Here is a 13,117-nt window from a genome sequence, read left to right as displayed (position 1 = left end):
ACATTGCTAGCTGTATTCATAATTCTCTTTTCCTGTAACTAATTTAATTTAGGCATGAACCCGATTAATGTGATCGCTGATGTAATGAGCCAGTGCATACACGGTTTCTGAGGGGTTGTAGCCAATTGATGTGGGTAGCAAGCTTGCGTCAGCCACATACAGATTCTTCACATCGTGTGTTTCACCTGTCGGTGAGACCACTGTCTTCTTAGGATCAGCCCCCATGCGGCAGGTGCCTTGTGGATGGAATGATGTGTAGCGGTATCGGGCAGGCTCATTTTTAAGACCGTCGATCACAGCATCAATTTTATCAACAGATTCGATAATCAGCTTTTGCGAAGTCGGGATGTAAATACGTTTTGCTCCAGCGGCAAACAGTACTCTTGCATTGGTCTTTAGGCCTGCTTTCATGATTTCGAAGTCTTCGTTATCTACGAAGTATTTGATTTCTTTCACTCCGTTTTTCCAGATTACTTCGCCCACATTTTTGTCGTGGATCAATGTGATCAAGCGAATTGTATTCCTGTACTTTGACATGTAGGACATGTAGGGTTTGCCGGTTCCTGGTTCTGCCTGAAAACTGGCCTCAACTGGATCCTGTACAGCGTTGAGCAGGAGGTATCCACCTTCTTCGGGAAGAATGTACTTGTCCATATACAGTGAGTGAGTCGCACCGTGAAAATCATCAACTTCTTCAGAGAATTCAGCAGTCAGGGACATGGTGGGGTGGCATGCAAAGTTTTTTCCAACCTGTCCACTAGAATTAGCCACTTGGCTATTCATCAGAATTCCGGAGGTTTGAACCGGACCTGCTGCCAACACTACGATAGGTGCATTGACTGTTAAGTCGCACTTTTTGGTCTTTGTTGCAGGGTCAATTATTTGTGCTTCAATACCAGCAGCTTTCCCGCCTTTAGTTATTACCTTGGTGGCACGGGTATCGGAATAGATACTCGCACCGTAAGCAACCGCCCAAGGCAAGTAAGTAACAAGCATCGATTGCTTGCGGTCGGACACACAGCCTGCAAAGCAGTGGCCAGTCAAACCGCAATTTTTTACGTTTCGTTTGGCGTATCCTGGCGGTAGTCCAAGTTTTTGGATGCCTTGATTGATCAGTTCGGCGCCGGGACTGGTCTCATAACGTTCGTTTTCTTTAATCTGAAGATTCGCCTCTACTTTCTCAAAGTACGGCAGCATTACATCGGGTGTTAAGTTGGTCAGTCCAAACTCTTTGGCCCAAAGGTTCAAATAGTAATCAGGTGTTCGGAAACACAAAGCAGCATTCACTACGGTAGAGCCACCAACACAGGCGCCTTGCAAAATAGTGATATCACCTGCGGAGTTGGACTGACCACCATGGTCTTGATACAAGGTAGCCATGGAGATGGCTAACATTTCGGTGAATTTTTCGGATGGTACATAAGGGCCAGCTTCCAGTACGACAACCTTTTTTCCAGCCTTGGCCAGTTCATATGCGGCGATTGCACCGCCAGCACCAGAGCCAACCACGACGGCGTCGACATTCAGTGTCATTTTGGATTTTGTGACATCGGAAGCCTGCGTCACTGTCAAGCCATGTGCGGGTACTTTTAATGGGATTGTTTTGTTCATGGTGTTCTCCTCAACTTTCAAACTTTGGGTAGTGGGGTGTTGCCTTGGGATTTCAATCCCCATTTCACTGTCACCGGTCCGTCATAGCCCAGTGGTTCCCAAGTGGGCGGATTGGCCCAATAGGCCAAACCAACCAGTTTTTTCAAGCCCATAGCAAGGGCACGTTGAGGCACTTCGTTTGAATTGGCCCAAGCATCACAAAATGCTTCTGCCTCTTGTGTATTCAGTTCAACAAAAGTTTTTCCATACTTTGCTTTAGGACCTTGATTGAAGTACTCGATTCCACCCTTCAAACCTTGAAGAATGTGAGGTTCCATTGTTGCAAGCAGCGCAGCATCCAAAGTTTGCATCACTGGAATTTTATCGGTGGGTACAAGTTTCGTTCCTGCCGTAGGTAGCATCACCTGCATCAGTCGGTTCATGACTTGGTATTCATTACCCGTCATAAACTTAACTCCCTGGGGAACCTGACTGGCCGCATGAACCAGACTGGTCAATCCTGTTGTGCTGGTAACCGCAATCGCTGTGAGCCCCAGTGCTTTCATGAAGTCACGACGGGTCAATCTCTGGATTGTACGAATAGCCACTAGTTCGTCTTGATTTAGATCTCGCATCTCTCTCTCCTGCATCGATGTTGTCCGGGGGGACAACACCCGCCCGGACTTTCCCTTTAACAAGGGTATGTGTGTTCGTATTGCTTGCTTCAGAAAACCTTCACCACACGGAAATTCAGACGTTGGTCTTCTTTGAATCCATTCTTGACATCAATGTCTTGACCATATTGAAATTGCAGTTGAATTGTGGGTTCAATAAATGTTGAGTAGGTGGCCAGCCAACGGTTGGTGTCCAGCTCATCATTTTGCGCCGCTCCGCCAAGACTGGTTTCACCGCCGAAGTCTTGATAGTAAGACAGCGCTACATGTGATGACTCAGACAACAAGTAGCGAAGATGGACCTGCGCGCTTTGGGAATCATCTTGTTCACGCTGAAAACCCAAGAAGTTGTCTTGTTTTCCGTAAGTCGCATATTCACCAATCAGGTCAACGATGAATTTGTCGCCCAGGCCTTTTACATAACCTACTTGATAAATGCCTTTCCAACGATCTTGGCCCAGATTCACAGGTCCTTTCTGAGCATCGTAATCCCCAATCGGCACTGATGCAAAAGCTGACAACCCCAGGTATTCCTTATTTGCTGGATTGTTTACAAACCAAGCGGTTGCGCCTACCAAGGGGTCGCCAATTCCGCTTTCAGACGTCGCGGGCAGGGGGCCAAAAGGGGTTTTTAGATCAACTTTGCCAAATGGGATGATGATTTGGGGGTCGACAATGTAGCCACCAATGTCCATGTAATGAACAAAACGGGCAAGTCCAATCGTTGTGTCCAATCGATTGTTGCCGGGAACCTGTGCATCGTTGGCAAAGAATGCATCGCGGGTTGCATGCTGTACATAAAGAATACCAAGGTTGATACCTGCAGGTAGAGGAACGTAATCACCTGGATCCGTGGCGATTTCGGCTGCGTTAATTTGAGGGGCATTCAGGTACAAGAGGCCCGCAACGGCTGCGGCGCTAATCTTTTTAAGCATTCTAAGGGTCTCCAAAAATTGTTGTTGGATTTGTATGTACATCCAACGACTGGTAATGCCAAGACCATGCCATGTGGAATTTTCATGTGCTTACTTGATTTAACTTGTTGAAATAAATGGTTATTTATTTTTTCAAAGGGTGAAGGGTGGAATAAGCTTTCGTCTCAAAATGAGAATCTTGTCTCAATCAAATGTGCTCAGATGAGATTTTTGGGGTTGATTTGATCGATTTAAACTGTGCGCACATCGCTCAATTCGCATTTCTTCTTAAGTCAATCGATATCTAGATTGTGAAAGATTTGATACATTTCATGACATGTAATCAGACTGTCTGGCTATGTGTAGAGTACGGACAGCAAAGGAGACGGGAATGTCGTATTCACAGGTGCAAACACTGCAGCGGGTCAGTGATGCGAAAGAAGCGTTTTTTCACAGTGGTTTGTTGCCTTCTGGCTTGGTAGACGATGCAATATTGAATTCATGGCAACGTTGTTCAAATGCAAACAAACGCACCAACGAGTCTGTTGACTTTGCACCGGTCAGCAAACCGATCGTACGAGAGCTGATTGACAGAAATCGGACCCTAATTGAAGCCGCTAGCACTCCGGTTGAGTCATTGATGCGCGCGGTCGCCGGCGCAGGCTATGCTGTTTTATTGACTGATGCCAAGGGATTCGCACTGACTGTTGGTGGTGCAATAGCTAATCGGGATCGGGCGCTGCAAATGGCCTTTAGGCAAGGGGTGGATTTGTCCGAGCACGTGGTTGGTACCACGGCAATGTCATGCGCTATGGCCGAGAGAAAGGCCGTACGAGTGTTTGGTCCGGAACATTTCTACGCTCGAAATCAACTTTTTAACTGTATAGCAGCACCTATTATTTCCCCGGTTGGCGCTGTTTTGGGCTCGATTGATATTTCAAGAGACGATTTGCATGTTGATCCGGGTGCGCTAACGCTAGTCGACCAATGTGCGAAATCTGTTCACAGGGCCTTGTTTAAATCGTTAGAAGCTTTTTTGACGATTGAGCTGCATTGGACCCCTGAATCGGTTCATTTTGGCAGCGATTTATTGGTTGCTTTGGGGCCGAACGGCGAGGTGTTGGGTTGTAGCGAATCAGTCAGGTCATTCTTTTTGCAACGTCAGTTGCCCGAGCGCATGATGTACGACGATTTGTTTGATGGTCGTTTTGAGGATTTGGTTGATCAGATTCGACAATGTAAATTCCCCGTGCCGGTTCGCTTGCGTACAGGGTTGGGTTTGTTGATTACACCAGCCTTCATCAAACCCAATGTTCACAGTCGAAAGACTGGTCGTATTTTTAAACCGACTGCATTAAGGAATGATCGTCGAATTGTTGAGTTCGGCGATGAGACGATTAATTCTGGTTTGGAGAAAGCAGGGCGTGCGCTGGCCAATGAGTTACCTGTGTTGCTGCTAGGTGAAACAGGCACGGGCAAAGAGGTATTGGCCCATGCTTTACACAACTGCAGTAGACATGCGGATGGGCCTTTAATTGCGATTAATTGCGCATCAATCCCAGAGTCGTTGATTGAGGGAGAATTATTCGGCCATATCGAGGGTGCTTTTACCGGCGCCAGAAAAGGCGGTAATCCCGGGAAAATCGAGTTGGCTCATGGCGGGACTCTGTTTCTTGATGAAATAGGCGACATGCCTATGCCTTTGCAGGCCAGGCTATTGCGAGTACTTGAGACGAGGGAAGTATGCCGACTTGGCGCCAGTGATGGACGTTACGTTGATTTCCAGTTGGTGTGTGCCACGCATCAAAACTTGGAAAATTCGATTGCACAAGGTCGATTCAGACAGGACCTGTTTTTTAGGATCAATGGTTTCACGATGACGATTCCGCCTCTTCGGTCACGTAGCGGGTTAAGACATTTTTTGAATACACAGCTTAACGAGATCTCTAACTACACCCGAGATTTCAGTGCGGATACGCTCCAACTGTTATTGACCTATCCTTGGCCTGGCAATGTGCGTGAGTTGCGTCAGGCATTAACCTATGCGCACGCCATTGGTGATGAAGGTGAGGAAGTCAGCCTAGAGCTTTTGCCAGACCAAGTTAGAGATTTCTTCAACCTGAAAAGCTCGGAAACTTCGAATGGCGAAGGTGTTTTTAAAAGCATGCAAAGTGAGGCAATTAAAAAAGCACTTGAACAGACTGGTGGGCATGTTGGAAATGCCGCCAAATTGCTTGGGTTGAGTAGGGCTACGCTTTATAGGAAGTTGAGTTCGGTTGGAAAGTGAATCTGACCTGCCCGGGAATTTCCTACCACTGAGAACTTAACTTTCTGGTCTCAGTTGATAAATCGTTTTGCAATCCTGCCACGAACTCATTCGGGGTCAGGTAGTTCAAACTGGAGTGCGGTCTGACCGCATTGTAATGCTGCCTCCAGTCTTCAATAATTACTCGTGCTTCTAGTCGGTTTCGAAACCACTCCATCGACAGGCATTCATTCCTGAATTTTCCGTTGAAGCTTTCGTTGGTGCCGTTTTGCCATGGCTTGCCAGGATCAATCAACACACTTTCAAGTTTCTCTTGCACCGCCCATTCCAGGAGCTTGGTCGCCACGAATTCCGGGCCGTTGTCGCTCCTAAGGTATCTCGGTGCGCCCCGCACACTGATCAGCTTGCTCAGTACATCAATGACTCGTTTGGAACGAATACTGCCGGCAACATCGATTGCCAAGCACTCCCGAGTGTATTCATCCACAACAGTCAAACATTTGATGGTTTGACCGTTGGCACAGGCATCGTACACAAAGTCATAGCTCCACACCGTGTTGCGTTGATCAGGCATTTTAGGCCGTGGGGCAGCGCTTGCAATGGCTCTGCGCCGCTTCTTCTTGGCAGGCACCTGCAAGCCTGCCTGACTCCAAAGCCTTGAACAACGCTCTTTGCCAATCTGCAGGCCTTCTCTGGCCAAGAACACACGAATCCGACGTGATCCAAATCTTGGATATTGCCCTGACAAACGTTTCATCACGTCAATCACAGGCAAGTCTCGACTGGGCATCTTGCGTTCGTAATACAGGCCTGATCGGGCCACTTGCATCAGCGTGCACGCACGTCTCTGACCCACACCACGACCGATCGCGTAATGGGCCTGTTCCAAACGTGCTTGCACGCTCACCACTTTTTTCTGTTGATTTCCTTCATCACCTCGATTTCAAGATCGCGGTCCACCAACAATTTGCGCAGCCGGACATTCTCGGCCTCAAGCGTTTTTAGGCGTCGAACCTCATCGGTTTCTAAATCGCCAAATTTCTTGCGCCATGCATAAATGGTCGGTTCGCTCACACCGTGGCGTTTGGCAACCTCTACAACCGTGTCTTTGTCTGTTTCTCTCAGGATTCGAACAATCTGCTCATCGCTGAATCGGGCTCGTTTCATTTCGTCTCTCGCTGCGTTGAGAGACCATTGTAGTTAAGTCACGCTGGATCGAAAAATCCGGGGCAGGTCAATTGGGGCCTCCACTACAGGCCAAATAAATGGTCATTCAATCTCAAGCACTTGAATCAATATGTGCTCACCACTACAAAGAGATTTTGCTACCTTAACTTTCACTTTTCTTGCTAGTCCCCGATCTCTGTCCGTTTGAGGGAAGGATTCTTTTAGTTCTTTGCACTCGCCGGAGATTTCAAGATCGATTGGGATTAGAACAGTTACATTCTCAAACGTATTCGATTGGTTTGATTCAATTTCGTCGATGGTTGGTTGACTCAGGTTTACCTCCACCTCGCGTTCGATCGAAATTGTGGAACGTAGGTTAGAAGTTGAATTATGTGTTCGACGTACCCAACGTGTAGCACTGAGAATTCCTTCAATCGTAATCTCTTCAACCGTATTTTCGCGCTCGGATTTTATGGATTCAGAAGGCTGCCTGATCTCTGTTACGTTAGGCGATACCGGGTCTTTAGTTGAGTGGCTGACGATCACAGAATGTTTTGGGATGATAGATTGGATGGTGGATTTGTTCCGGTTTTGTGGCAATTTTTCTTGGGTTTCTTTGAATTTTGCTTCGGCGGCATTCGCAACTTCTTTGAGCAGTTGCGAGTAATCGTTAGGTAGTTCATGGAGTATCGAATCCTCCAATTCAAGCGCCTTTTGTCCCCGCGGATGGACTTGTTCGTCTTTTCCGTTGATCGGTGGTTTCTCGTCTAGCTCATATATTGAGTGTGAATTGTATTCATCAGCACTTTCGTGCTCTTCTTCGGGCTTGCTTAAGATTAAGTGGACGATTTCCGTGGCTTTTGCTAGGTGGTCTTGATCAGTTAAACCTGGGATGCAAATGGATTGGTAAAAGATAAGTTCGTTTTCACGTTCAGAAATTTTGACAGTAGTTCGCCATTCGACCCCAAATTGTTGACCCGTTACTTTCTGAATCGCTTCGCAAAAAAGGTTTTCATATTTGCAGAATAGGGGGAGTTTTGGGTCCAAAAGCTTTAATGTCGCCAACAGGGACGGTAGAGAGAAGTGAAATGCTCCATCTACTTGTTTTGCTACTGGAATAGCTTCTACGATTGAAAATGTAGTCATAGTATTTTTTGGGTAACCGGTTTATCAAGCAAACAGACCGGAACACACCCGACTCTTAAAGTTGCGATGAATCAATATTTGCAACTAACTGAGCAAAGCTCAAGAAAAACACCATGTAAATAAGCAGTACAGGTTTTGGTGCGATTGCCCGGACATCCCACTGACTTTCCTCCAGGAGAGTAAAGCCATGGATCTTCCCACCGGCGACATTTCTGGAGACCTTATCGTCTTTTGTAACGAATTGAGATTTATCTTCAAAAAGATCAATCGAAGGGGGGGAACCTTTCTTTACCAAAAATTTTAGCTTTCCTAGGTAAGCCTCGTGTTTTATCAATTGAGTGACGAGTTCCTCTGCACCTTTTAAATTTTCATCGCGAAGAACCACAGTCCATTGGCTGGTAATGTGCTGCAAAGGATCGCCGCAGAGTTTACGTCCCTCTTTTTCAAAAATGCTGTCGAGATGCTTCTCAGCGTACAGAACAAAGTCATTCTCTTTTTTTGGCGTTCTTTGGATTCGGCTAACTAGGTCTGAGCCTAGATATCCAGGCTCATTAAGCTGCGATCTAAGACTCGCTATCTTTTCCTTTATTCTCCGGGCAGCCTCCTTGTCGAGCTGTGCTAAAAGGCTCGGTACTTCATCAAATTTATGATGGGTCACGCGTATTGCAATCTGCGCTATCAGCCTTGCCTGTATTTGATGCGAAAGGCTAACTTGTTCTTGAATAATTTCTTCTGTTTTAATCTGTTTAAATACCTCCGTGGTGGATGGAGTTGGCTTTTGAAGTTGTGATACTGCATGGAAGTAGCGCGAAAGAGTGGAGTCTTCTAGACTCATATGTCCAACCAATCTGGCTAGCGAAAACAAGGAATAAGATCGGGGCTTTCCTAGTGAAAGTTGATTCATCGTTCTGTCAACTTCTGCTTGATCTGGATTTGCATAACCAAAGATCACGCCCAAATAACGATCAATAAATGAATGCCTCAACGTATGTATTGATCCCATCCCAAGAACCTCTTTCAGCAACTTCAGGGACTCACTATAAATTTTCATTTTGGTGTGATCAGGAAATATCCTACTCTCCCTTAATGCGAGCTTTTGATCCACGGCTGCAAGTATCAAAGCTTCCTCTGATCTGGGTAAACTTTTCCAGCATTGTGAAATTCGATTTGAACATGGATATTTGGTCTTTGCCCCTTTGCGACCTTGAGCCTGGATAGTCATGTGAACTTCACGTAAATGAATATCCTGCGTGCGTAGATTTAGGGCTTCGTTCCGTCTGAACCCGAATCGGTAACAGAAGATAAAAAGAAGCTTAACTTGCTGACTGAACTTGCTAGGAAGTAGATCCGCGGCTGCCAACAGGGTTTGAAAATCAGTCTCGCTAAAGATGATTTCACTTTTCTCGACTTTGCCTGATTGAGGGATCTGGACCAATATTGAGTCGGTGTTTGTCGACAAGAATCTTAAGAAATTATTGACTCTCGAAATTTCGTGTGCTTTCGTTGTACTGGACCGCTGAACTGAGTCATAGAAGTCCTCCACAACTTCGCTGGTCTCATCTTGCTGCCATGGCAAGTCCAAAAGTACCCCGTCTAAGTATTTCAAAATGGGGTAAACCAAGTCAAAGCTGCGGATCAAACTACCTTGTCTAAAATCATCGGTACGTCCGTGGTGTGGTAGTTCCTCAATTGTAGTTATTAACCAATTCTTCAGATGATGCGCTAAGCTGTTTTCGATAATGTCTAGCTTATTTAGGTTTTTGATAAATATAGATTTTTTGTTACTTCTTGTTTTCTTTACTACGTCGCTTAGTTTTTTTCCGTCTACTTCAAAGTTCGTCGAAGTGTTGAATTGATCGGCATAAATAGAAGCATCCGTCTTTTTTGCTTTAAATTTTTGTAATCCTTGATCTTCAACTTCGACAAGCTTATGACCAGGTAATAGTTTTCTCACAAGGCATTCAAGACTCATTTCCTGTGTTACCGTCGCACCGTTTAGCAGCCTTACCTCACCAAGTGGAAGTTCGAAAATATTTCTTTCATTTGATGTTGCAACGGTGAAGTCAATGATTTCTTGAGCAGTCTTAAAGTTGTCAGTAAGAGATAGTGACAAGGCTTCCGTGAGTTCCTTTGTAAGTGGTTCTTTCCAGAAGCTAGTTGTTGGTCGATTGGGCTTGTCTAAATCCTTGAGCAATAACGCCACTCTTTGCGAAGCGCACACTCGTGGTGTTGATTTTACTTGTGGGTCATGCTTTTTTAATTGAATATATTGTTCATTTCCTATTGCATAGGTATCGAAATTTAACTCCTCAATTTCTTTGATGAATGATTTGTCAGCTCTTCTGCTTTCCCATGCCACTAACATACAGGCTTCGAGCAATCGCAGCTTTTTACTTGTTCTTCCTTTTCTATGTTCTAGCGAATGCAAAAATTTTTCTATTCTCTGCACCCTAGTTGAGTGTCCTAAAAAGCCTTGTTGAAGAATTGAACCGGCGATTGATTTTTTAGAAAGTGTTGCAAGATGTTTTTTATGGGGCGTGATCCTGAATAGCACGCGTAAAGTATCAGCAATTAGAGTGTTAACTGCATCCTCAGCGCGATCGCCCGCTAATTCAATCGCTCTTGTACTCACTAGATCGATTAACTCTTGTGGAGGAGAGTCCGAATTCTTGAGTTGTGCGAATCGATTGGAGTGTTCTCTGATTAATTTATGCCTTATGGCTCGTAGTGATTGCTGATCTTTGATTCTTTGCTCTTGTCTGCGTCTTCTGCCCCAAGATATGTTTGGTATTGGCTTTAGCTGTAGGAGAGGAATTGCGATATTTACTGAATTATCAAATGACTCAAGTCCGATTTGAAGCTCTTGAGTAAGAAATTTCTGTATAGCATTTCTATACAAATCGAGCATCTCTTTCGGTGTCCTTAGGCTTTCCACTCCATGTGCAGCGAAAGCTAAATCGGAATGATCCATCACGTACTCTACGCTTTCTCGATCGGCTCGCAAAGAGATCTCAGTGCTGACTAAGTGACGCGGCCAATTGGTCGGTAGCCTAGGGTCAATAAGTAAATCCCTTGCTGTAATCGTTCTCCAACCTTCTTGACGGTTATTGTCGAGCAAGAAAAAAAGCGGAATTTCTTTACTTTCGTCATCAAGGTCATCTGATTCCGAATGCTGGTGGCTTTTTTCTGAACGAAGTAACTTTTCTCGTATTGGTAGGTAAGCCTGTTCAAGAATTCTGATCATGAATTCCGGTAATGGAAACAGTCTACCGGGCGCGTCCGGATCCTTAACCTTATCTTCTATGTATGCAATTCTTCCGATGAAGTCAAAGTCCTTCAAACTTTCGAACAACTCATCTGTGCCTCTTGCGGCGCTACAGATGCCCAATAGTCTTACTGTGCAAATGCTAAGTTGATTCCAGAAGCCTTGAAAGTTTTCTGTAGCTGCTAACTCCTTTAATAATTGATGCTCAGCCCTAAGTGTTTTCTCCAGTTCTTGGAGATTAAATTTAATTGGAGAGCCTACGAGGTTTATTTCCTTGATTGATTGATCATCAACTATTTTAGTGTTGGCCGTGTAGCTACACATTGCTGGTTGCGCGCGTGCGTAATTTCCATGTTGCAAAATGGATCGAACGACATCTTCGTTATTCTCGATGTCATACAACAGCCCTTGAAGAGGTATAAGTTTAGCCAGCCCGTCACCAACCGGGATTCTTATCTCCTTAAGGCTCCTGCGAAGCCACTCTTCGGTGAGCAGTTTTTCGTCAATTACTTCTTGGTCTGGTACGGAGAAGGGTAGTCTCAGCGGTATATGGTCAGCACACTCCACCAGTAAATTGGGATTTTTAGTTCTTATTGGTTGCTGTACACGTTTGCGAGCGATCTGGTTCCTACAAGGCATTAGTCTCCACTCGGACGCATCTTCAGAGTTCAAGCAGTCTAGGGCTTCTAGCGGCGAAAGTTCTAAATTCATGCATATGAATATGATCAGCTTGAAGAGAAGCGTCTCGTTTTCATTTCCTTCATGATTTTTTATCCAGTTCTGCAGTGAGAACCAATCCGATGGGGGGAGTTGATACCTGTTTATTCGGCTTGGCGAGATAGTTTCTTTTTTGCGAAAGAATTCGACCGCGCGGCTCGCCTTGAGTTGCGATAGTAAGTTGATCGGAAAAATAACTAATTCGTTAGGTTTTTTTTGTTTACTCTTCCGAGTGCCAATACCTAGCTGGCTGTCGTCATCTATATCTTTGTCGAACTCTGCGGAGTCAGAAGTTTCCTCTTGAATGGAGTCTTCATCTAGAAATCGTAATCTAGGTAATGAGAAACTTGTGTGCTGCCCTTGGCGTATCGGTTCTTCGGTTGCTTTTATTAGCAGCTTTGCGAGCTGAAAAAGGGATTGTTTTGATTTGCTATTGTCTTGCTTAAGTTGATTCGCAAAATTTTGAAGGGTAACTTTGAACTCATCAAATTCGATTGAACCCGCAATAGATATGCTTAGAATGTGTCTGCGAGTTGTTTCATTTAGTTCACCTTTCTCTTCTCCGGCTAATCTCAGTCTTTTGCAGAGCAGGTTCAGTTGTTCCAGGTAAGATTCGTCTCCTTTTTCCAGGGTTTCGACGTGTCGAACTAGTAAAAAGCAGAGAAACAAAGTGTGAATATTTGCTGGTTTGTCAACCTGGTCCTTTTCAGATATCGATGAGTTTGGCTTAAATCCAGATTTTTCCGCTAGCGCCAAAAGTAAAAGTTCAGGGGGTCTCAACTCCGCCTTTACCCTTATAAGAGCTCGGGACAGAGTTTCCCCGTGGTAACGCGTTCGCATACTCTTACTAAATTGATACTGATCTAAACACTCGGTCAACGTAATGATGAGCTTGAATAGATTTCCGGCAGTTTCATTCTGCTTTCCGAATGCCGCTAGCTGGTTAAGAATTTGAGGTTGGGCTAGGGTGTGTAAAAACCTCAGAAGGTAACCTGAACCGTCAGTGCTGGTTTCGGCTTTCGTGACCCGAAGAAGGAGTTGAGAGATTCTTTTTAAGTGAGGATGGTTCTCGTTTGCTTTTTTAAAGTCGCTTATTAGGGTAGGCTTTGTTGCAACAGAAATCCCATACTCTACGGTGCCCGACTGACCGGCGAGGTCGTTCTCTGTGATCGAACCGATACTCATTTTGTTTCCCTCTTGAGCTAAATTAAGCTCAATCGAGAAAGACCTTAATCCACGTTATTCTTCGTAAAGGAATGGTGTGGCGGGTGCTAAGTGACGTCTTCGAGTAAGCTAGAAACCCAGATTTACACAGTTTAGGCAATATTGACAACATTTTTGCGTGCATGCACGCAGAATGTCCGTATAGTTCTTCTAA

The 13,117-nt window shown here is 45.1% G+C and carries 7 protein-coding genes; 1 reads left to right on the top strand and 6 read right to left on the bottom strand.

Annotated elements, in window-relative coordinates; genetic code table 11:
- Positions 1-48 precede the first annotated feature (48 nt).
- From B4C79_RS05110 to B4C79_RS05100, 3 genes are all read right to left on the bottom strand, one after another.
- A complete protein-coding gene (locus B4C79_RS05110; RefSeq protein WP_291762285.1) occupies positions 49-1,611 on the bottom strand; it encodes an FAD-dependent oxidoreductase in 1,563 nt (520 codons plus the stop codon).
- 17 nt (positions 1,612-1,628) lie between these two features.
- A complete protein-coding gene (locus B4C79_RS05105) occupies positions 1,629-2,225 on the bottom strand; it encodes a gluconate 2-dehydrogenase subunit 3 family protein (RefSeq protein WP_291762282.1) in 597 nt (198 codons plus the stop codon).
- Between the two features lie 89 nt (positions 2,226-2,314).
- A complete protein-coding gene (locus B4C79_RS05100) occupies positions 2,315-3,199 on the bottom strand; it encodes a transporter (RefSeq protein WP_291762279.1) in 885 nt (294 codons plus the stop codon).
- A 370-nt stretch (positions 3,200-3,569) separates the two neighbouring features.
- On the opposite strand from B4C79_RS05100, the gene B4C79_RS05095 reads away from it, so the two are divergent.
- Positions 3,570-5,465 (top strand): sigma-54-dependent Fis family transcriptional regulator, encoded by a 1,896-nt coding sequence (locus B4C79_RS05095; protein WP_291762276.1) that lies wholly within the window; start codon positions 3,570-3,572, stop codon positions 5,463-5,465.
- Positions 5,466-5,487: 22 nt separating this feature from the next.
- Here B4C79_RS05095 and B4C79_RS05090 read toward each other — a convergent pair.
- The 3 genes from B4C79_RS05090 to B4C79_RS05080 form a co-directional block, all read right to left on the bottom strand.
- Positions 5,488-6,611, bottom strand: a protein-coding gene (locus B4C79_RS05090; RefSeq protein ID WP_291762274.1) for an IS3 family transposase whose coding sequence is annotated in 2 segments (ribosomal slippage) — positions 5,488-6,362 and positions 6,362-6,611 — 1,125 coding nt in all. Because the reading frame shifts where the segments join, the coding sequence is not laid out codon by codon here.
- Positions 6,612-6,713: 102 nt separating this feature from the next.
- Positions 6,714-7,757 (bottom strand): hypothetical protein, encoded by a 1,044-nt coding sequence (locus B4C79_RS05085; protein ID WP_291762270.1) that lies wholly within the window; start codon positions 7,755-7,757, stop codon positions 6,714-6,716.
- Positions 7,758-7,812: 55 nt separating this feature from the next.
- The gene (locus tag B4C79_RS05080; protein WP_291762267.1) at positions 7,813-12,924 is read right to left on the bottom strand and encodes a hypothetical protein; all 5,112 of its coding nucleotides are present in this window, start codon (positions 12,922-12,924) and stop codon (positions 7,813-7,815) included.
- Between the last annotated feature and the right edge of the window lie 193 nt (positions 12,925-13,117).

The organism is Limnobacter sp. UBA7229 (genome assembly GCF_002473065.1).
Taxonomy (GTDB): domain Bacteria; phylum Pseudomonadota; class Gammaproteobacteria; order Burkholderiales; family Burkholderiaceae_B; genus Limnobacter; species Limnobacter profundi.
This window is presented reverse-complemented; position numbering and strand designations above follow the sequence as displayed.

Coding starts and splice junctions, on each gene's coding strand:
- B4C79_RS05110 (WP_291762285.1), bottom strand. CDS start 1,611: ATGAACAAAACAATCCCATTAAAAGTACCCGCACATGGCTTGACAGTG.
- B4C79_RS05095 (WP_291762276.1), top strand. CDS start 3,570: ATGTCGTATTCACAGGTGCAAACACTGCAGCGGGTCAGTGATGCGAAA.
- B4C79_RS05080 (WP_291762267.1), bottom strand. CDS start 12,924: ATGAGTATCGGTTCGATCACAGAGAACGACCTCGCCGGTCAGTCGGGC.
- B4C79_RS05100 (WP_291762279.1), bottom strand. CDS start 3,199: ATGCTTAAAAAGATTAGCGCCGCAGCCGTTGCGGGCCTCTTGTACCTG.
- B4C79_RS05085 (WP_291762270.1), bottom strand. CDS start 7,757: ATGACTACATTTTCAATCGTAGAAGCTATTCCAGTAGCAAAACAAGTA.
- B4C79_RS05105 (WP_291762282.1), bottom strand. CDS start 2,225: ATGCGAGATCTAAATCAAGACGAACTAGTGGCTATTCGTACAATCCAG.